Annotated in this window: 19 protein-coding genes; 12 read left to right on the plus strand and 7 right to left on the minus strand. The window is 63.1% G+C overall.

Going from position 1 to position 18,558, the window contains the following annotated elements; all coding sequences use genetic code 11:
- The first annotated feature begins 675 nt into the window (after positions 1-675).
- The 5 genes from AACY45_RS21275 to AACY45_RS21295 all read left to right on the plus strand — a co-directional run bounded on the left by AACY45_RS21275 (position 676) and on the right by AACY45_RS21295 (position 6,630).
- On the plus strand, positions 676-2,058 hold the full coding sequence (locus AACY45_RS21275; protein WP_339547240.1) for a glutamine synthetase family protein: 1,383 nt from the start codon (positions 676-678) through the stop codon (positions 2,056-2,058).
- Positions 2,059-2,229: 171 nt separating this feature from the next.
- Positions 2,230-3,879, plus strand: a complete 1,650-nt coding sequence (locus AACY45_RS21280; protein ID WP_339547241.1) for a phosphoethanolamine transferase — start codon at positions 2,230-2,232, stop codon at positions 3,877-3,879.
- A 255-nt stretch (positions 3,880-4,134) separates the two neighbouring features.
- Entirely contained in the window at positions 4,135-5,268 is a 1,134-nt protein-coding gene (gene rnd, locus AACY45_RS21285; protein ID WP_339547242.1) for a ribonuclease D, read from the plus strand.
- Positions 5,265-5,558, plus strand: coding sequence for a YcgL domain-containing protein (locus AACY45_RS21290; protein ID WP_339547243.1), 294 nt, complete (start codon positions 5,265-5,267; stop codon positions 5,556-5,558). The genes rnd and AACY45_RS21290 overlap by 4 nt, the downstream gene beginning before the upstream one ends.
- A 139-nt stretch (positions 5,559-5,697) precedes the next feature.
- On the plus strand, positions 5,698-6,630 hold the full coding sequence (locus AACY45_RS21295) for a D-2-hydroxyacid dehydrogenase (RefSeq protein WP_339547244.1): 933 nt from the start codon (positions 5,698-5,700) through the stop codon (positions 6,628-6,630).
- Between the two features lie 86 nt (positions 6,631-6,716).
- On the opposite strand, the gene AACY45_RS21300 is transcribed toward AACY45_RS21295, so the two are convergent.
- A complete protein-coding gene (locus AACY45_RS21300; RefSeq protein WP_339547245.1) occupies positions 6,717-7,310 on the minus strand; it encodes a nitroreductase family protein in 594 nt (197 codons plus the stop codon).
- A gap of 282 nt (positions 7,311-7,592) precedes the next feature.
- Here AACY45_RS21300 and AACY45_RS21305 point away from each other — a divergent pair, with 282 nt between their 5' ends.
- Together AACY45_RS21305 and AACY45_RS21310 are read left to right on the plus strand one after the other, a co-directional pair.
- Positions 7,593-8,042, plus strand: coding sequence for a YcgN family cysteine cluster protein (locus AACY45_RS21305; RefSeq protein ID WP_095171655.1), 450 nt, complete (start codon positions 7,593-7,595; stop codon positions 8,040-8,042).
- Between the two features lie 39 nt (positions 8,043-8,081).
- The gene (locus AACY45_RS21310; protein ID WP_339547246.1) at positions 8,082-9,302 is read left to right on the plus strand and encodes a hypothetical protein; all 1,221 of its coding nucleotides are present in this window, start codon (positions 8,082-8,084) and stop codon (positions 9,300-9,302) included.
- A gap of 18 nt (positions 9,303-9,320) precedes the next feature.
- On the opposite strand, the gene AACY45_RS21315 is transcribed toward AACY45_RS21310, so the two are convergent.
- The 4 genes from AACY45_RS21315 to AACY45_RS21330 form a co-directional block, all read right to left on the minus strand.
- Positions 9,321-9,686 (minus strand): YgaP family membrane protein, encoded by a 366-nt coding sequence (locus AACY45_RS21315; RefSeq protein WP_339547247.1) that lies wholly within the window; start codon positions 9,684-9,686, stop codon positions 9,321-9,323.
- Between the two features lie 78 nt (positions 9,687-9,764).
- Complete coding sequence (locus tag AACY45_RS21320) at positions 9,765-10,235, minus strand: RNA methyltransferase (RefSeq protein WP_095171660.1); 471 nt, start codon at positions 10,233-10,235, stop codon at positions 9,765-9,767.
- Positions 10,236-10,375: 140 nt separating this feature from the next.
- Positions 10,376-10,747: a YajD family HNH nuclease gene (locus AACY45_RS21325; RefSeq protein WP_339547248.1), complete on the minus strand. Its 372-nt coding sequence runs from the start codon at positions 10,745-10,747 to the stop codon at positions 10,376-10,378.
- Between the two features lie 48 nt (positions 10,748-10,795).
- Positions 10,796-11,482: a spermidine synthase gene (locus AACY45_RS21330; protein ID WP_339547249.1), complete on the minus strand. Its 687-nt coding sequence runs from the start codon at positions 11,480-11,482 to the stop codon at positions 10,796-10,798.
- 93 nt (positions 11,483-11,575) lie between these two features.
- On the opposite strand from AACY45_RS21330, the gene AACY45_RS21335 reads away from it, so the two are divergent.
- Positions 11,576-11,866 carry a hypothetical protein gene (locus AACY45_RS21335; protein WP_339547250.1) on the plus strand — a complete coding sequence of 97 codons (291 nt, stop codon included), beginning with the start codon at positions 11,576-11,578 and terminating at the stop codon, positions 11,864-11,866.
- 157 nt (positions 11,867-12,023) lie between these two features.
- Here the strand turns inward: AACY45_RS21335 and AACY45_RS21340 are convergent, their stop codons facing one another.
- Positions 12,024-14,081 (minus strand): S9 family peptidase, encoded by a 2,058-nt coding sequence (locus tag AACY45_RS21340; protein WP_339547251.1) that lies wholly within the window; start codon positions 14,079-14,081, stop codon positions 12,024-12,026.
- Positions 14,082-14,181: 100 nt separating this feature from the next.
- Here AACY45_RS21340 and AACY45_RS21345 point away from each other — a divergent pair, with 100 nt between their 5' ends.
- From AACY45_RS21345 to AACY45_RS21355, 3 genes are read left to right on the plus strand one after another with little or no spacing between them, the layout of a single operon-like run.
- Complete coding sequence (locus AACY45_RS21345; protein WP_339547322.1) at positions 14,182-14,679, plus strand: MFS transporter; 498 nt, start codon at positions 14,182-14,184, stop codon at positions 14,677-14,679.
- 29 nt (positions 14,680-14,708) lie between these two features.
- Positions 14,709-15,485: a class II glutamine amidotransferase gene (locus AACY45_RS21350; RefSeq protein WP_339547252.1), complete on the plus strand. Its 777-nt coding sequence runs from the start codon at positions 14,709-14,711 to the stop codon at positions 15,483-15,485.
- 12 nt (positions 15,486-15,497) lie between these two features.
- Positions 15,498-16,040 carry a DUF2937 family protein gene (locus AACY45_RS21355; RefSeq protein WP_339547253.1) on the plus strand — a complete coding sequence of 181 codons (543 nt, stop codon included), beginning with the start codon at positions 15,498-15,500 and terminating at the stop codon, positions 16,038-16,040.
- A 104-nt stretch (positions 16,041-16,144) separates the two neighbouring features.
- Here AACY45_RS21355 and AACY45_RS21360 read toward each other — a convergent pair whose 3' ends face one another.
- A complete protein-coding gene (locus tag AACY45_RS21360) occupies positions 16,145-17,062 on the minus strand; it encodes a LysR family transcriptional regulator (RefSeq protein WP_339547254.1) in 918 nt (305 codons plus the stop codon).
- 142 nt (positions 17,063-17,204) lie between these two features.
- On the opposite strand from AACY45_RS21360, the gene AACY45_RS21365 reads away from it, so the two are divergent.
- A complete protein-coding gene (locus AACY45_RS21365) occupies positions 17,205-18,497 on the plus strand; it encodes an MFS transporter (protein WP_339547255.1) in 1,293 nt (430 codons plus the stop codon).
- Positions 18,498-18,558 lie beyond the last annotated feature (61 nt).

The raw sequence follows: 18,558 nt of genomic DNA on the forward strand, positions 1-18,558 counted from the left end.
CGCTACGCGCCTCCCCCCCCTGATGGACACCTTCGCTCAGCCTGCCGATGGGGCGGGTGGATCAAGATCAAAAGCCAGAGCACGGCGACCTGCCGGTCGGCCTGAGTGGTAAGGGCGGGCGAGGCGGTCTACCGGCCGACCTGCTTTTGTGGGAGCGGGCTTGCCCGCGATGACGATATCCGCCACACCATAGATCTGGGGGTATACCCCCCCCGCAGCTGCCGAGCCCGCCAGCCAAGGGCGGTAAAAGACAAAGGGGCGGCGGTGTGCGCGGGGTTTTTCGAGCAAGCTTGCAGGGAATGAATGTTTAGCGAATCTGCAACCAAGGTTCTTCAAGTGTGGATTTAACGACGTATTGCCCCGTGTGACGCTGTTCGCCCTCTGTGTTCTGCGGTTTGCCTTATGGACGGTTGCTCGATCGACACTCACCCCGCCGCGGTGCCTGGCGCTCGTGCGTCATGCCGTCAGTCTCGGCGTCGATTCCTGCCCGCCAGCGCCTTGAACCTGTCTGCCCTGCCTTCGGAACTGGCCTTTTGGGCGCTATGGCACTGCCGCCATGCGCGCCCACCGGACGCGCGTATTTCCCGTTGAATCCCCTCAATGGCCCCGGTGTTGCGCCGGGGCCTGACTGGCGGTGCCTGCGCGCCTGCCTGACCCGGACATACGAGCGTTCCCATGAGTGTTGCCCCGAGCCCCTTTGCCTCCCTGCAAGAAGCCAGCGATTTTCTGCAAGCCAACCCGGATATCGAAATGTTCGAGCTGTTCATTGTCGATAACAACGGCGTGCCCCGGGGCAAGCTGTTGCATCGCGATGAGTTGCTGGCGGTTTACCAGAGCGGGCGGCCGCTGCCCAGCACCATTCTGGGCCTGACCATCAATGGCGATGACGTGGAAAACTCCGGGCTGGTCTGGGAAGTCGGCGACATCGATTGCCGCGCCTACCCGGTCAGCGGCAGTTTGCAGCGCATGCCCTGGCGGCAGATTCCGACGGCGGCGGTGCAGGTCAGCATGCACCCGCAAGAAGGTATGCCGGCGACCGTGGCCGATCCTCGGCGTTTGCTGGCCAAGGTGATCGATGGGCTCAAGGCCGATGGTTATTACCCGGTGATGGCCGCGGAACTGGAGTTCTACCTGCTCGATCAGCAGCGCGACAGCCAGGGTCGGCCGCAACCGGCGCGGGACGTCGACGGTGGAAGGCCGCGCTCGACCCAGGTCTACGGGTTGCGCGAGCTGGAGCAGATCGAGCCGTTTCTCGCTGACCTCTACGCCGCCTGCAAGCTGCAGGGGATCCCCGCGCGCACGGCGATCTCCGAATACGCTCCGGGCCAGGTCGAGATCACCCTCGAACACCGCGAAGATGCCCTGCAAGCCATGGACGAGGCGGTGCGCTACAAGCGCCTGGTCAAGGGCGTGGCCCACAAGCACGGGATGAGTGCCTGTTTCATGGCCAAACCGTTCGATGACCTGGCCGGTACCGGCATGCACATGCACGTCAGCATCGCCGACAAGGACGGCAACAACCTGTTTGCCAGCGACGCCCCCGATGGCACGCCACTGCTGCGCCAGGCGGTCGGTGGCATGCTCAGCACCTTGCTCGACTCCTTGCTGTTGTTCTGCCCCAACGCCAACTCCTATCGCCGCTTCCAGACCAACAGTTATGCGCCACTGGCCGCCACCTGGGGCGTCGACAACCGCACCGTGAGCCTGCGGGTGCCCGGTGGGCCGGCGTTCTCGCGGCATATCGAGCACCGCATCTGCGGCGCCGATGCCAACCCCTACCTGGCCGCCGCGGCCATCCTGGCCGGTATTCATCGCGGCATTCGCGAGCAGTGCGACCCGGGAGCGCCGGTCGAGGGTAACGGCTACGCCCAGGCCAAGGAGCTGCTGCCCACGGACTGGCTGACCACCCTGCGTGCGCTGGAAGGTTCGGCCTGGGCCCGGGATGCCTTGGGTGCGCCATTCCTCGGGGTCTACCTGGCGGTCAAGCGTGCCGAGTATCGCCAGTTCATGGGCGAAGTCGGCGAGCAGGACTGGCGCTGGTACTTGCATCAGGCGTGAGACAGCAAGAGTTAACAAACAAGACGCCGACAAACAGTGGTTAACCCACTATTTGTTGGCGTCTTTTTCACGAAATATTGATGGATGGCTGCTTAAAGTTTGTGCTGTGGTCAGGAAAGAATAGTTCGTTCTTTGCTGGCGGCACTTACTTCAGGAACAAGCAGACCGCCCATGTTTAAAATAAAAGCCGTGCGCCCGGAATGGGCGACGTTGATTGCCAGTGCGTGTCTGTTGGCTGGCCACAACGCTGTCCTCTGGCAACACCTGTTCGACATTACCGCCAGCGATGCCCGGGGCATCGGCATGCGGGTGGCGTTCGGTGTCATGCTGCTCTGTGCCTTCAACCTGGTCCTGACCCTGCTGGCCTTGCGTCCATTGTTCAAACCCGTGCTGACCCTGGTGTTCATGGCCAGTGCCGGTGTGGCGTATTTCATGAGTCAGTACGGCGTATTGATCGATGCCGGCATGTTGCGCAACTTGGCCGAGACCAATGCCACCGAAGTGCGTGACTTATTGTCACTGAAGTTGCTGGCGTACACCTTGTTATTGGGAGTACTGCCGTCCTTTATTCTGTGGAAGACCCCGATTAGTTATCGACGCTGGCACCGTGAGTTACTCAGTAAAGTGTTGGTCGTCGGCGCCTCGGCCGTGGTGATCGGTGGCGTGGCACTGCTGAACTATCAAGGCCTGTCTTCGTTGTTTCGCAATCACCACGAATTGCGCGTGATGGTGGTGCCGAGCAATTACATCGGCGCCTCCATCGGTTACCTGCGCGAGCAAGTGCAGTCGGCGCAGCAACCGTTCGTCAAGCTGGGCGAAGACGCCCAGCGCAATCCGGCCTGGCAGACCCACGGGCGCAAATCCCTCACCGTACTGGTGGTGGGCGAAAGTGCCCGCGCCGAGAACTTCGGCATTCTTGGCTACGAGCGCGACACCACACCGCAACTGGACAAGGAAGCGGGGCTGATCGCCTTCACCGACGTACATTCATGCGGCACGGAAACCGCGGTCTCGGTGCCCTGCATGTTCTCCAACATGGGGCGCAAGGGCTACGACGCCAGCAAGGCGAAGAATGAAGAAGGCCTGCTGGACGTGCTCAAGCATGCTGGGCTGGATGTGATCTGGCGGGACAACCAATCGGGCTGCAAGGGCACCTGCGACCGGGTGACCCTGGAAGATGTCAGCAACCTCAAGGACCCGGTGCTCTGCGCCAACAGTGAATGCCGTGATGAAATCCTCCTGCAGGGCTTGCAGCGCTTTATCGACACCCTGGACAAGGACACCGTGCTGGTCCTGCACCAGATGGGCAGCCACGGTCCGGAGTACTTCAAGCGCTACCCCAAGGAGTACGAGCGCTTCACCCCGGTGTGTGAGAGCAACGCACTGAACAATTGCAGCCGGGAAAGCATCGTCAATGGCTACGACAACACCCTGGTCTACACCGACCATGTGCTGTCGACCCTGATCGACCTGTTGCGCAGCAACCAGGGCAAAGTCGACACCGCCATGCTGTACCTGTCGGACCACGGCGAATCCCTGGGCGAGTACAACCTGTTCCTGCATGGCACGCCCTACATGCTTGCCCCCGATCAGCAGAAGCATATCGCGATGCTCGCCTGGTTCTCCGACAGCTATCAGAAAGCGTTCTCGGTCGACACCCACTGCTTGCAACTGAGCCGCGAAAAGCCCCTGAGCCAGGACAACCTGTTTCATTCGATGCTGGGGCTGCTGGAGGTCAACAGCAAGGTCTACAACCCTGGCCTGGACCTGTTCGCCGGCTGCCGAGGTGCCATGGTCGACGGCGTCCTGGCCAAGGATTGAACGCCAGCCTCCCTGGCTGGCCTCAAGGTACGCAAGCACCTTGAGGCTGAATTCGCGACCGCCGGCTTAAAGACCCTCATGCACCAGAATGTGTTGCCGGGCATTGCGGCGACACCGGTGTAGGTGCTGCGCGAACGCGACCAGGACTGCCTGGCCGCGTGCCGTAGATCATTTCGCCTACGCTCTTGCTCAGTGGATGCGCGGAAATCGCCGGGGGCGATATATACTGCGCGCCATTCTTCAAGGGAGAGCCGTGTGGCCATCGATATTCACTGGATTCGCGACAACGATAGCCTCGGTCAGTTTTGCGCCCAATGGCAGCAGTTGCCGTTCGTCGCCCTCGACACAGAATTCATGCGGGTCGACACCTTCTATCCGATTGCAGGCTTGCTGCAGATCGGCGACGGCGTGCGCGCTTACCTGATTGACCCTTTGACCATCGACAACTGGCAGCCCCTGGCCGCCTTGCTGGAAAACCCGGCTGTGCTCAAGGTGCTGCATGCCTGCAGCGAAGACCTCGAAGTCCTGCTGCGCCTGACGGGCAGCCTGCCGGCGCCGCTGTTCGATACCCAGCTGGCCGCCGCCTACCTGAACCTGGGCTTCTCCATGGGCTACTCGCGCCTGGTCTCGCAAGTGCTGGACATCGACCTGCCCAAGGGTGAAACCCGCTCGGACTGGCTGCAACGTCCGCTGTCGGAGACCCAGATCAGCTACGCCGCCGAAGATGCCCTGCACCTGGCAGAAGTGTTCGTGCGCCTGCGGCCCAAGCTCTCGGACGAAAAGTTCGCCTGGGTCCTGGAGGACGGCGCCGAACTGGTGGCCAACCTGCGTCGCGAAACCGACCCGTACGAGGTCTACCGCGAGGCCAAGCTGGCCTGGAAACTGTCCCGCGCCCAATTGGCCGTGCTGCGCGAGCTCTGTGCCTGGCGCGAGCTTGAAGCCCGGGCCCGTGACCTGCCGCGCAACCGCATCGTGCGTGAGCATTCGCTGTGGCCGTTGGCCCGGACCCAGCCGGACAACCTGGCAGCGCTGGCGAAAATCGAAGACATGCACCCGCGCACCGTGCGCCAGGACGGCGAGTTCCTGCTGGACCTGATCAAACGGGCCGCCAGCGTGCCCCCCGAGCAATGGCCAGCCGCTGTGCCCGAGCCATTGCCGATCGAAGCCGCCGCCCTGGTCAAGCGCCTGCGCGCGCTGGGCCAGGCCGAAGCGGAGCGCTTGAACATCGCCCCCGAATTGATGTTGCGCAAGAAGACCCTGGAGGCCTTGCTCAAGAGCGGCTTCCCGGACGGTCCCTACCAATTGCCTGAATCGCTGCGTGGCTGGCGCCGCGAACTGATGGGCCAGGCCTTGCTCGACAGCCTGGCCACTGCCGGAGAACAGCCTTGAAACGTATTTGCTCGATCTACCGAAGCCTGAAGAAAAACGAAATGTACCTCTACGTGCTCAAGAGCGATGCCCTGGAGCGTGTACCGGAAAGCCTGTTGCTGGCCTTCGGCAAACCCCATCACGCTTTCGACCTGGTGCTGACCCCGGAGCGCAAGCTCTCGCGCGAGGACATTAACCAGGTCCTGGAAAACCTCGACAAGCAGGGCTACCACCTGCAAATGCCGCCGGCCGAAGACGAGTACATCGAGCACTTGCCCGAAGAGTTGCTGCGACGTAACGATCCGATTTGACGGCGACCGGCACAGGCTTGGTTCCGGTCCCGGTTCCGGGCCTGTCGCCCCACGACACTGGATATTTTCTGGCGGTGGCCGCAAACGGGGGAGCACACTCCTTCGGCGGCCTTGTGCACTGTTTTTTAAGGTTTGAACCATGCGCGTTCTGATTGCCGAACACGACCACGCTGTGTATGCCCAACTCCTGGGTCAGTTGGCGCCCGAGCTGCAGGTCATGACCAGCGGCGACTCCGCGGAGCTGGCCGGCCTGGCCGCCGATTGCCCGGTATGGCTGGGGCAACCCGACCTGCTGGCGACCCTCTTGCGCCAAGGCCACCAGCCCCAGTGGCTGCAGTCGACCTGGGCCGGCATCACGCCGCTCTTGGTCGAGGGCTTGCCGCGCCATTACCGCCTGACCCGGGCCGTGGGGATTTTCGGCCAGGTCATGGCCGAGTACGTGCTGACCTACATGCTCGGTCACGAGCGTGAAGTGCTGCCGCGCCTGGTCAGCCAGGTCGAGCGCAAGTGGGACAATCGCCAGGGCCAGAGCCTGGCCGGGCGCAAGGTGTTGATCGTCGGCACCGGGGACATCGGCCAGAGCGTTGCCGAGTTCCTCAAGCCCTTTGGTGTCCAGTTGTACGGCATCGCCAGCACGCCCCGTGAACAGGCTCCGTTCATCGAAGTGGCGGGGCTGCAGGAGCTGGGGCGCCTGGTGGGTGAAGTCGACTACGTGGTCAACCTGCTGCCCAACACCCCGAGCACCCATGATCTGTACGACGCCGCGCTGTTCCAGCAGTTCAAGCCCACGGGCCTGTTCATCAACGCCGGGCGCGGTGTGGCGGTGGTCGATGCCGACCTGGTGGAAGCCTTGAAGGAAGGGCACCTGGCCGGTGCCGTCATCGATGTCTGCCGCCAGGAGCCGCTGCCCCAGCGCCATCCATTCTGGACCGCCTGGGGCTTGCTGTTGACCGGCCACAGCTCGGCACCGACCTCGCCGGCAAAGATGGTGCAGTTGTTTGTCGAAAACCTGCGGGCCTATCAGGCCGGGCAAGCGCTGCGCGGCGAAGTGGATTTCAACCGCGGCTATTGAAACTACCCCCGCACCCCCAACCCCCAACCCCACACTGGTTTTGTGGGGGTATGGGGGGTTTAGCAACTCCCCCGGAAATACAGTGCTTACAGGGTGAAATCACCCTCGGCCGCCAGTTCGCTCAGTGGCCGGCGTGGGCTTGGGACTTCCCGGGTTTGCAGGTACTCGGCCAGGCTGGCCTTGTCGCCCAGCTTGCCGATCGCCACGGCCGCGTGCAGTGCGTAGCCTTCTGGAATATTCAGCTCTTTGCGAGTCAGCTCCTGATCGAAGCCGGCCATGCCGTGGGTGTGCCAGCCGCTGATGGAGGCTTGCAGGGCCAGGTGGCCCCAGGCCGAACCGGTGTCGAAGGTGTGCCACAAGGCCGGGGTTTCGGCATCGGCACCCGGCGCTATGAAGGTGGTTTTCGAGATCACGATGACCAGCGCCGAAGCGTGCTGGGCCCAGCCACGGTTGAACTCATTCAGCAGGCCAAGGAAACGCTCCCAGTTCGGCGTGTCACGGCGAGCGTAAAGGAACCACCAAGGTTGCGAGTTGTAGGCCGAGGGGGCCCAGCGGGCGGCTTCGAAGAAACTCAGCAGGGTTTCTTGCGGGATGGCTTCACCGGTAAAGGCCCGTGGCGACCAGCGCTCGGTGAACTGCGGGTGGATGGCATATTCGGCAACGCGGGGATTGGCGCTCATGAAAGAGATTCCTGGCAAGGTCGATAAGGGAACACGGCAGTCAAAACCGGGGGTGCACAGTTGCCTGGGCAGTGGGGTTTTTGCGACGCCAGGCAGCTCGCCCTGGTGCAACGCGGTCGGCGTCGATGGCACCCTGGGCCGGGGTCGTTGTGACCTGCAAAGCTACTGCGCCCCGGGAAAAGTGACAAGTGCCGGCGTACCGGCAGTCGCCAGCGCTTGGCCCGCGCGGGCTTGGGCACTAGACTGGCGACCTTTTCCATCGCTGATGCAGATGCTTGAACCATGGCCGCCAAAGTTGAACCGTTCTGGATACGCAAGACCCTCGCCCAACTCGACCAGCAGGAGTGGGAGTCGTTGTGCGATGGCTGTGGTCTGTGCTGCCTGCAAAAGCTCGAGGATGAAGACGACAACAGCGTCTACTACACGCGTATCGCCTGCAAACTGCTGGACCTCAAGACCTGTCAGTGCAGCGACTACCCGAACCGCCGCGAGTCGGTGCCGGACTGCATCCAACTGACGCCGGGCAAGGCCGATGAGTTCAAGTGGTTGCCGCCGACCTGCGGTTATCGCCTGGTCAGCGAAGGCAAGGACTTGCCGCTCTGGCATCACCTGGTGTGTGGCGATCGCGACGCGGTGCACCATGAGCGCATCTCCCAGTCCGGGCGCATGCTCGCCGAGGGCAGTGTGGCCGAGGATGATTGGGAAGATCATCTGATTTTTCGCGCAGGCTAAGCGTCGCGCGTTGTCCACGTGAAACACGAAGGAGTGTGTATGGCTGTGCGCTTGCCATTGGCATTGTCGCTGCTGCTGAGTTCATCGGCGTGGGCGGCCAAGAAGGTCGATCTGGATTATCACGTGCGCCTGTTGCCGCAAAGCGATCAGGCCGAAGTGCGCCTGACCCTGGCCCAGGGCTCGGTGGTGCGCAGCCTGGATTTCGATCTGGCGGACGGCAGCCGCTACAGTGATTTCAAGGCCGACGGCCAGTGGCAACTGACCCCGGGCAAGGCCGTGCGCGGCGTCTGGCGACCAGCGGCCGACAAGGCCAGCCTGACCTATCGGGTGCGTATCAGCCAGGCGCGAAAGAACGCCACGTTCGAGACGCGCATGACACCGAGCTGGGCCTTGATGCGCGGTGATGACCTGGTGCCGGCAGCGCGCCTGGATCAACAAGATGGCATCGAGTTGGTGTCGCGCCTGGCGTTCGAATTGCCGACGGGCTGGCAAAGCATCGAGACGGCCTGGCCGCGCATTGGCAAGAACCGCTTTCGCATCGATAACGTTTCCCGACTGTTTGACCGGCCGACCGGCTGGATGCTTGCCGGCAACCTGGGCACGCGCCGGACCCGCCTGGGCGAAACCGAAGTCACGGTCGCCTCACCGCGCGGGCAGGGCATGCGCCGCATGGACGTGCTGACCCTGCTGACGTTCGTCTGGCCGCAGGTGCAGGCGCTGTACCCTCGGCATCCGGGCAAGCTGCTGATCGTCGGCGCCACCGACCCGATGTGGCGCGGCAGCACGGCCGGATACGAATCGATCTACCTGCACAGCCGCCTGCCGCTGATCAGCGAAAGCGGCAACAGCCCGATGCTGCGTGAGCTGGCGCAGTTGTTCGCGCGCATCAGCGACGAAGAACGCAGTGACTGGATCAGCGAAGGTTTTGCCGAGTACTACGCCATCGAACTGCTGCGCCGGTCTGGCGGCATGAGCGATGAGCGTCATCAGGTGCTGGAAAACAGCCTGGCCAAGACCGGCCATGGGGTCAGCAGCCTGCGGGGTGAACAGGCCAGCACGGCCCAGGTCGCCCGGGCGGTGTTGCTGATGCAGGAGCTGGATCGCGAGATTCGCCTGAAAACCCGCAACAAGCGCTCACTCGACGACATGCTCCGCGGGGCCATGCACCTGGAACGGGTCAGCACCCAGGAGTTCGTCGCACTGGCCCAAAGCATCATCGGCGAGCCATCGAAAGTCCTGGGTAGCGAGTTGTTGCGCTAGCGGGTGTGTCGCGGGGGGCTACACCCCAGCCTTGGGTGAGTTCAACGAGTCGTTGCCCGCTACGGTCGCGGCCTCGGCATTGGCCTTGAGGGTTTTCAGGTCTTCACCGGCCCGTTCGATTTTCGCGCGCACGTTGTCCAGGTCCTGGCGGCTTTTTTCCAGGAAGCTTTTGGCCGAGCTGTGGCCGGTGATCCCCCGCGCCAGGGCGACGCCACCGAGCGCCACCTGAATCAAGCCGAACACACCGCCACGGCGCAGGCCCTTGCCCACCATCACCACGCCACCCGCCAGCGAGCCGATGCGCTCCCAGCCTTGCACGTTCTGGGTGGGTGGGGTCTGGAAGGGAGTGGAGTTGATACGTTCTACGCGTTTGAGCTCGTTCATCATCTGTCTCCTCAAGGGGCAATGGATACAAAACTGACTGCGCCAGGGCTCGAGTCGTTCCGTCGGGCGTGGGGCCGATCAGCGGAATTTAGGCCCGGAACGGGTATTAAGGCCCTTGGCCATGCGGTCGTACAGCACCACGTTGACGGTGGCGGCCAGGTTCATGCAGCCGGTGGTGGGAATGTAGACCACGTCTTCGCACCAGTCGCGGATCTCTTTGTCCAGCGACCCGTCTTCGGGGCCGAAGATGTACAGCGCGCGGTCCGGGTGAGTGTACTCGGGCAGCGAGCGGGCGCCTTCCACCAGTTCGACCGCAACCGGGACGCAGCCCAGCGGGAGGATTTTTTTCAGGTCGTCGATGCCGATCAGCGGAATGTCGTAGTGCACCCGCTTGGTGTCGGTGACGAAGTCGGCGGCGCGTTCATAGCGCTTGCCGGTGTAGAACACCGACGCCACGCCATAACAGCCAGCGGCGCGCATCACCGAGCCAACGTTCTCCGGTGATTTGGGGTTATACAAACCAATGCAGCTGTACCGTTTGTCTGCCACGAGCGGGGTGCCTTCGGGAAAAAGAGGGCGATTATACGGGGATTGGTTGGCTGCGGTCAGTTTGAAGACTGGGAGTGACTGGGCAATCGCTATCGCGGGCAAACGGAGCGCCGCGATAGGGCCAGGTCAGGCGCTGAGGATTATTCGTCTTTTTTCATCAGCCCGGCCAGCGCGGCAAACGGGTTGTGGGTCGCCTTGGCGATTTTCGGGGTGCTCAGGGAGCCTTCGCTGAAGTACTGCTGGTCGGTGTAGCGCGAGTGCTCGTTGTCGTGGCAATACAGGCACAACAGCTCCCAGTTGGAACCGTCCTGCGGGTTGTTGTCGTGGTTGTGGTCGCGGTGGTGCACGGTCAGCTCGCTCAGGCGCTTGCCGGAGAACTCACGGGTGCAGCGCCCGCAGACGTGGGGATACATCTTCAGGGCCTTGTCGCGGTAACCCATTTCCTTGTCGCGCTGGTTGTCAGCGAGGATTCGGTCCAGTTTCGAAGTATTGGTTGGGGTGGACGAACTCATGGGTTCACCTTTGTAGAAGACGAATGACGGTTATCAACAGAGTTTAGCTCAGCCCTTGAGCTTCTCGGCAATCCAGATGGTGTGGCGGGTGCCCTTGTTGCCGTGGGCGAACACCTGCACCTCTTCGGCCTTGAAGCCGGCTTTTTTCAGTTTGTCGGAAAACTGCCGGTCGTCACTGGCCGACCACACCGCCAGCACGCCCTTGGGGCGCAGGGCCTTGGCGCAGGCGGCCAGGCCACCGGCGGAGTACAGCCAGCTGTTGGCTTTCTGGGTCAGGCCTTCGGGGCCGTTGTCGACGTCGAGCATGATCGCGTCGAAGCCCTGGGGCTCGGCTTGCAGGACCTTGGCCACGTCTTCCATGCGGATCACCGTGCGCGGGTCCAGGAGCGGCTTGCCGGCTTTCTCGCCCAATGGCCCGCGGTTCCACTCCACCACCCCCGGCACCAGCTCGGCGACCACCACTTGCGCGCTCTTGCCCAGGTGCTTGAGCGCCGAGGCGAGGGTGAAGCCCATGCCCAGGCCACCGATCAATACCCGCGAGTTCGGCCGGCCGGCGACCTTGCGGCAGGGAATCTCCGCCAGGGCGTCTTCGGAGCCGTGCATGCGGGTGTTCATCAGTTGCCCGCCGTCGCCGCCCTGGATCTTGATGACGAAATCTTCGCCGTACTCGAACAGGCACAGGGCTCCGCCGTTTTCGGGGATGGGGGTGGTGTCGAGCAGAACGAAACGTTTCATGGGAATCTCATTGGGAAAACTGGCATTGATCAGGGCATTCTTGCGCGGTTGGGAGTAGCCTTGAAGTCTCAAGCAAGGGCAACGGAGCCATTGATGAAGCGCACCATTCTAACGGTCATTGTGCTGGCCGCGCTCTCGATAAGTGCGGGTCACGCGCAAGAGTTGCAGGCAATCCCGGTCACACCTTCGGCGGCCCCCGGTTCACCCGGCACCGCAACCCCCACGCCCTATCCGCAAATCACCCCCACGCCAGTACCCAAGGCCGGCAGCGGCAGCAGCCGTGAGCTGCTGTTGCCGCCCATCGAAAAGCCCAAGCCGCCCAAGGACCAGACCTTGCCGGGGCTGGAACCAACCCCGGCCAAGAGCAAGACACCAGGCGGTTAGTCGGGTTGGCTGAAGCCCTGTAGCAGCCGGCGAGCCTGCGAGGCTGCGTCAACGGCCGCAGGACGTTCATTCAACTGGGCAATACCGCCGCCGAGGGTCGCTGCGTTACCCAACGCAGGCTTCGCCAGCGGCTACACGAGTCGGGTTGGCCGGTGCGTCAACGGCAGATCCCCAATACCTTGAACACAAAGGCGTATTCCAGGGCCACATCGCGCAGGCCCTGGTAGCGCCCGCTCATGCCGCCGTGCCCGGCACCCAGTTCGGTCTTGAGCAGCAACAGGTTGTCATCGGTCTTGGTCACCCGCAGTTTCGCCACCCACTTGGCGGCTTCCCAGTACTGCACGCGGCTGTCGTTGTAGCCAGCGATCACCAGGGTCGCCGGGTAGGCTTGCGCGCGGACGTTTTCGTAAGGCGCGTAGGCCTTGATCCGTGCATAGACCTCGGGCTCTTGCGGGTTACCCCACTCGTCGTATTCGGTGACGGTCAGCGGCAGGTCCGGGTCGAGCATGGTGTTGAGCACGTCGACAAAGGGCACCTCGGCAATGGCCGCGGCGAACAGCTCCGGGCGCTGGTTGAGCACCGCGCCAATCAGCAGGCCGCCGGCGCTGCCGCCGCTGATCGCCAGTTGTGCCGAGCGGGTGAAGCCGTGGGCGATCAGGTGTTCGGCGCAGGCAATGAAGTCATCGAAGCTGTTCTGCTTGTGTGCCTGCTTGCCTGCGCGGTACCAGGCCTCGCCCAGCTCACCGCCGCCGCGGACATGGGCGATGGCAAAGGCTACGCCACGGTCGAGCAGGCTCAGGCGTGCATGGGAAAACCACGGGTCGAGGCTTTCGCCGTAGGCGCCGTAGCCATAGAGGTAGAGCGGGGTGGGCTGGCCGAGCATTTCCCGCTTGACCACCAGGCTGATCGGCACCTGGGTGCCATCCGGGGCCGTCGCCCACAGGCGCTGGCTGACGTAATCATCGGCATCGAACGGGCCGAGCACCGGCGTTTCCTTGAGCACTTGCTGGGCACCGCTGGCCAGTTCCAGCTGGCGTACCTGGGCCGGGCGATTCAGCGCTTCATAACGCAGGCGGATCCTGTCGCTGACAAACTCCAGGCTGTTTTGCACATACAGGCTATAGGCCGCATCCGGCAGTTGCACGCGATACGTCGGCAGGCCCTGTGGGTGCACTTCGATGATCGGCAAGCCGCCGATGCGCAGGCTCAGGGTCATGGCGCTGGCGTTCAGGGTCAGGCCTTCGAGCATCACCTCGTCACTGTGGGGGATCAGGTTCTGCCACTGGTCCTCGCTGGGCACCCGCCCGGTGTCCGGCGCCTGGTACAAGGCGAAGTTGATGCCGTCGCGGTTGGTGCGGATCAACCAGCACCATTGCCCGTCGAGTAGGCCATGGTCGACGTCGTATTCATGGTCTTCGACCCGCGGCGCCAGGCAACTGAAGGCCTGCTGCGGCTGGGAGGCATCGAGTGCCCAGACTTCACTGGTGGTCTTGCTGCCCAGCGACAGCAGTAACTGGCGCTCGGAACTGGCGCGATAGCAGTGCAGGAAAAAACGCCCGTCCGGCTCATGGAACACTTCTTCGGCAGCGGTGCCGTCCAGGCGGTAGCGGTACAGCTTGTGCGGGCGATGGGTGTCGTCGAGCTCGGCGAAGAACAGCGTCAGGCTGTCGTTGGCCCAGGTCATGCTGCCGTCGCAGTCTTGGAACGAAAGCTCGCTGACCTTGCCGCTGACCAGCTCCTTGACGAACAGGGTGTAAACCTCTTCGCCCGTGGTGTCCAGGCTGTAGGCCAGGCGCTGGTGGTCCGGGCTGATACTGAAGGCGCCCAGGGAGAAAAAGCCGCCATTGGCCAGCACGTTGGGGTCTAGCAGCAGTTCTTCGGCGCTTTCATCGACCAGCAGGCTGTCATCGGCCGGGCGCGGGCAGCGGTAATGCCGGGCGTACTCGTCACCGGCGGTGGTGCGGGTGTAGTACAGGTATGGACCCCAGGGGGAGGGCAGCGACAGGTCGGTTTCGAGAATCCGCCCCTTGATTTCATTGAACAGACTGTCACGCAGCTCGGCCTGGTCAGCCAGCATGGCTTGCTGATAGGCGTTTTCGGCCTTGAGGTAGTCGAGGACGGGTGCCGTGTCCCGTTCCTGCAGCCAGGCGTACGGGTCATCCCCGTCGGCCTTGTGGGCAATCGGGGCGCTGTTGGCGTGGGCGGAGTGGGGCATGGGTGGCTCTCGGCAAGTGTGCAAAAAGGGCTTCACGGACAGCGGTGCAGCCTGATCAGTGAAAAGCCGTTATCATAAGCGCCTCTTTGCCTGCCATGCCATGGACACCATGACCGAGAACGACTATCTGATCGCTTGGGGCCTTTACGCCTTTGCCGCTTTGGGCTGCCTGTTGGTGTGGATGCGCATGACCCGCTGGATGTGGCGCTACCTGCGTGAGCCGCTGCGCCTGATCATGGTGGTGCTGCTGTTCAGCCCGACCATCATCGACCCGGTAAAGGAAAAATTCGCCCCAGCCATCGCCATTACCGCCCTCGACCTGCTGTTCAAGGTCGGCAACAACGCCTGGCGCACCATCTCCGACCTGTTCATGTACGGCATCATCGCCCTCGGGTTGTACCTGGTGTTCGCGCTGATCCGCCTGCCGATCGAGCGCGCCGCCAAGGCGCGCAAGCAGCAATCCGCTGCCGCCCGGGCCGCGGCCCAGGCGGCTGATCCCGAGGACGACCAACCCTTCGGCGGGGCCGGCGATGATCGTTATGGTCGCCCCCCCGTGCCGAGCAACCCCCAGCGTTCGCGCGTCGAACCCCGTCTCTGATAGCCCTGCATTGAAGCGAGAGTCCCGGCATGTGTGAGTTATTGGGCATGAGCGCCAATGTACCGACCGATATCGTGTTCAGCTTCACCGGGCTGATGCAGCGCGGCGGGCGCACCGGTCCGCACCGTGATGGCTGGGGCATCGCCTTCTACGAAGGCCGTGGCCTGCGCCTGTTCCAGGACCCGGCGGCGAGTTGCGATTCGCAAGTCGCGCAACTGGTGCAGCGTTATCCGATCAAGAGCGAAGTGGTGATCGGCCATATCCGCCAGGCCAACGTCGGCAAGGTCTGCCTGTCCAACACCCATCCCTTCGTGCGTGAATTGTGGGGGCGCAACTGGTGTTTCGCCCACAACGGCCAGCTCGCCGGGTTCCAGCCGACGGCCAGCTTTTATCGGCCGGTGGGCGACACCGACAGCGAAGCGGCGTTCTGCGATGTGCTCAACCGAGTGCGTGAAGCCTTCCCGGAGCCGGTGGAGGTCGAGCAGTTGCTGCCCAGCCTGGTGGCCGCCTGCGCCGAATACCGCAGCAAGGGCGTGTTCAATTGCCTGCTCAGCGACGGTGACTGGCTGTTCTGCTATTGCTCCACCAAGCTGGCACAGATCACCCGCCGCGCACCCTTTGGCCCGGCGCGCCTGAAGGACGTGGACGTGATCGTCGACTTCCAGGCCGAGACCACCCCCAACGATGTGGTGACCGTGATCGCCACCGAGCCGTTGACCGAAAACGAAACCTGGACTCGCTACGAACCGGGCCAATGGAGCCTGTGGCGGCGCGGCGAATGCGTCAGCCACGGCCAGACCGAATAGGGATCCGCCGCTATGTTGCTCAGTTATGTGCGTCTGGTGTTGTTTGCCATCGGCCTGTTGGTGGGCGTCCAGGTGCCTGGTTTCATCAATGATTACGCCAAGCGGGTCGAAGCCCACCTGATCGAGTCGCAGACGGGCCTGCAGGGTTTCCAGAACACCGCCGAGCAGTTTTTCAAGGGTGACCTGCAAGCACTGGTGGCCCACTACCGCGCCAGCGAAGACCCGATCTTTCGCAGCGATGCCGACAGCCTGAACACCTTGCTCACTCGCCAGGTGGCGCTGGACAAGCAGTTCCAGGCGATGCAAGGCCCGTGGTACATCCGCGTCCTGCAAGTGGTGCTGGTGGCCGACCCGGACATTCGCAAGGAAACCTGGAACGGCTACAGCTACCAGATCCTGCTGACCCCCGAAGCCATGGCCTGGGGGCTGGGCGGGGCGATGTTGCTGTCCTTCGGCCTGGAATGCCTGTTCCGCCTGATCGACTGGGTGGTGCTGGGCGGCAAGCGCCTGCGCCAGAGCCGGCCGATCGAAGAGCGGGATTTGCGCGGGTTGTAACCGCGAGGAGGGTGCTGGCCCCATCGCGGGCAAGCCCGCTCCCACGGTTTGAAGGACATTGTGGGAGCGGGCTTGCCCGCGATGGCCGTCAACGATGACGCGTATCAGGCGTTCGCCAGCACGATGTAGTCCTCACCCACCTTGCGCCCATAGTCTTGCACCACCTGCTGGCACAGCGCGACAATCTCCTCGACCCATTCCGCCCCCACTCGCCACGACACCACCACCTGAAGGTTGGGCGGGCGCTGGTCGATGGCCAGCAGGGTCAGCTCGCCGCGCGCCAGTTCTTCGCTCACCAGCACCGGCGGCAAGGCGCCAATGCCGAAGCCGTCACGCAGCAGGCAGGTGATCGCCGACACCGAGTTCACGCAGTTCAGGCGCGGCGCAAGCACACCGTTGGCCTGCATCAGGCTGAGCACTTCCTGGTGCGGGTGGGAGTTTTTCGAATAGGTGATGATCCGCTCGCGGGCCAGTTCGGCGAGGCTGGCGTACTCGCGGTTGTAGATCGAGTTGCTGGCAACGATCCAGCCGATCGGGTGGCTGGCCAGTTCCAGGCTGCGCACACTTTCCTGGCGCAGCAGATCGGTTTGCAGAATCAGATCGAGAAAGCCCTTTTGCAACTGATCGCAGAGGTTGAGCGAGGTATCGGCGACCAGCTCGATTTCCAGCAACGGATAGTGATCGGTGATCTGCGCCACCAACGGGCTGAGCCAAGTGTGGATCACCGTGTCCATCACCCCGATGCGCACCCGTCCGGCCTTACTCGAGCGAGTTTCCAGGGACTGCTTGAGCGCCTGCATGGTGTCGATCATCTGCTCGGCATAGTCGAGCACCTTCAAGCCTTCGGGCGTCAGCTTCACCCCCCGTGAATCGCGCAGGAACAGCTTCACCCCCAGCTCGCCTTCGAGCACCGCGATGCGGCTGGAAATCGAGGCCTGGGTGGTGAACAGCTTGTCGGCGGTGAGGCGAAAACTTTTCAGCCGGGCGACCCAGACGAAGGTTTCGAGGAACTTGAGGTTCATGAGATCAACTTTTTCTTATGCCTTGGCAGGGGTTTTATTCGTTGGACGGGCAGGGCGCCGTCGTCGAAAAATGCGCCAGAGCCCACGATATGCGTCGTAGCGGCTCAGAACAATACCAATAAAAATTACGCGGAGATTCGCCATGAGTGCGCCCGACACGACCGACGCTGTCCAGACCCCGGTCGGCAGCCGCCCCGGTCCCTTTGACTGGTATCGCAACATCAACCAGCAAGAGCGCCGTACCTTCTGGAGCTGCAAGATCGGTTATGGCCTGGATGGCATGGACACCCAGATGCTCAGCTTCGTGGTGCCGACGCTCATCGCGATGTGGGGCATCACCACCGGCGAAGCCGGCTTGATCCACACCAGCACCCTGATCGCCTCGGCCATCGGTGGCTGGGTCGCCGGGATCCTCTCCGACCGCATCGGCCGGGTGCGCACCTTGCAACTCACCGTGCTGTGGTTCGCCTTCTTCACCTTCCTCTGCGGCTTCGCGCAAAACTACGAACAACTGTTGATCGCCCGGACCCTGATGGGCTTCGGCTTCGGGGGTGAATGGACCGCGGGCGCGGTACTGATCGGCGAAGTGATTCGCGCCAAGGACCGCGGCAAGGCGGTGGGCATGGTGCAATCGGGCTGGGCCCTGGGATGGGGCCTGACGGCGATCCTCTACGCCATTCTGTTTTCCCTGCTGCCGCCCGAAGATGCCTGGCGCGCGCTGTTCCTGCTGGGCATCGTGCCCGCGGTGTTCGTGATCTTCGTCCGTCGCCTGGTCAAGGACCCGGAAATCTACCGTGAAGCCAAGGCCCGCCAGGAGCCGAGCAACCCGTCGAAGTTCTACGAGATCTTCGCCCCCGGCATGCTCAGCACCACAATTCGCGCCTCGTTGCTGACCACCGGTGCCCTGGGCGGGTACTACGCAATCACGTCCTGGTTGCCGACCTTCCTGAAAAACGAACGTGGCTTGAGCGTGCTCGGCACCGGCGGTTACCTGGCCATGGTGATTGTCGGCTCCTACGTCGGTTATGTGATCAGCGCCTACCTGACCGATATTCTGGGGCGCAAGAAGAACTTCATTCTGTTCGCAGTCGGCTCGTTCACCATTGTCCTGCTCTACACCCAGTTGCCGGTCAGCAATGGCGTGATGCTGTGGCTGGGCTTTCCCCTGGGCTTTTTTGCCTCGGGTATCTTCAGCGGCATGGGGGCCTTTCTCACCGAGCTGTTCCCGACCCGGATCCGTGGTTCGGGCCAGGGCTTTTGCTACAACGTGGGGCGGGCGCTGGCGGCGTTGTTCCCGCTGCTGATCGGCCTGCTCAGCCAGAGCGTGCCACTGAGTGTGGGGATCGGTGCGTTCGCGGCGGTGTCCTACGGCGTGGTGATCCTGGCGGCCCTGAGCCTGCCGGAAACCCGTGGCAAGCAACTCGACGCGCAGTAACTGCTACTCTGCGGGGCTGTTCGAAGCCCCGTGGTCAAAACGATAAAAATTCACAGGAGCA

Source organism: Pseudomonas sp. RA_35y_Pfl2_P32, assembly GCF_963970735.1.
Taxonomy (GTDB): domain Bacteria; phylum Pseudomonadota; class Gammaproteobacteria; order Pseudomonadales; family Pseudomonadaceae; genus Aquipseudomonas.

What these genes read in the sequence shown, in the direction of transcription:
- AACY45_RS21275 (WP_339547240.1), top strand. Translation starts at nt 676, where the DNA reads ATGAGTGTTGCCCCGAGCCCCTTTGCCTCCCTGCAAGAAGCCAGCGAT.
- AACY45_RS21280 (WP_339547241.1), top strand. Translation starts at nt 2,230, where the DNA reads ATGTTTAAAATAAAAGCCGTGCGCCCGGAATGGGCGACGTTGATTGCC.
- AACY45_RS21295 (WP_339547244.1), top strand. Translation starts at nt 5,698, where the DNA reads ATGCGCGTTCTGATTGCCGAACACGACCACGCTGTGTATGCCCAACTC.
- AACY45_RS21300 (WP_339547245.1), bottom strand. Translation starts at nt 7,310, where the DNA reads ATGAGCGCCAATCCCCGCGTTGCCGAATATGCCATCCACCCGCAGTTC.
- AACY45_RS21305 (WP_095171655.1), top strand. Translation starts at nt 7,593, where the DNA reads ATGGCCGCCAAAGTTGAACCGTTCTGGATACGCAAGACCCTCGCCCAA.
- AACY45_RS21310 (WP_339547246.1), top strand. Translation starts at nt 8,082, where the DNA reads ATGGCTGTGCGCTTGCCATTGGCATTGTCGCTGCTGCTGAGTTCATCG.
- AACY45_RS21315 (WP_339547247.1), bottom strand. Translation starts at nt 9,686, where the DNA reads ATGAACGAGCTCAAACGCGTAGAACGTATCAACTCCACTCCCTTCCAG.
- AACY45_RS21325 (WP_339547248.1), bottom strand. Translation starts at nt 10,747, where the DNA reads ATGAGTTCGTCCACCCCAACCAATACTTCGAAACTGGACCGAATCCTC.
- AACY45_RS21330 (WP_339547249.1), bottom strand. Translation starts at nt 11,482, where the DNA reads ATGAAACGTTTCGTTCTGCTCGACACCACCCCCATCCCCGAAAACGGC.
- AACY45_RS21335 (WP_339547250.1), top strand. Translation starts at nt 11,576, where the DNA reads ATGAAGCGCACCATTCTAACGGTCATTGTGCTGGCCGCGCTCTCGATA.
- AACY45_RS21340 (WP_339547251.1), bottom strand. Translation starts at nt 14,081, where the DNA reads ATGCCCCACTCCGCCCACGCCAACAGCGCCCCGATTGCCCACAAGGCC.
- AACY45_RS21345 (WP_339547322.1), top strand. Translation starts at nt 14,182, where the DNA reads ATGGACACCATGACCGAGAACGACTATCTGATCGCTTGGGGCCTTTAC.
- AACY45_RS21350 (WP_339547252.1), top strand. Translation starts at nt 14,709, where the DNA reads ATGTGTGAGTTATTGGGCATGAGCGCCAATGTACCGACCGATATCGTG.
- AACY45_RS21355 (WP_339547253.1), top strand. Translation starts at nt 15,498, where the DNA reads ATGTTGCTCAGTTATGTGCGTCTGGTGTTGTTTGCCATCGGCCTGTTG.
- AACY45_RS21360 (WP_339547254.1), bottom strand. Translation starts at nt 17,062, where the DNA reads ATGAACCTCAAGTTCCTCGAAACCTTCGTCTGGGTCGCCCGGCTGAAA.
- AACY45_RS21365 (WP_339547255.1), top strand. Translation starts at nt 17,205, where the DNA reads ATGAGTGCGCCCGACACGACCGACGCTGTCCAGACCCCGGTCGGCAGC.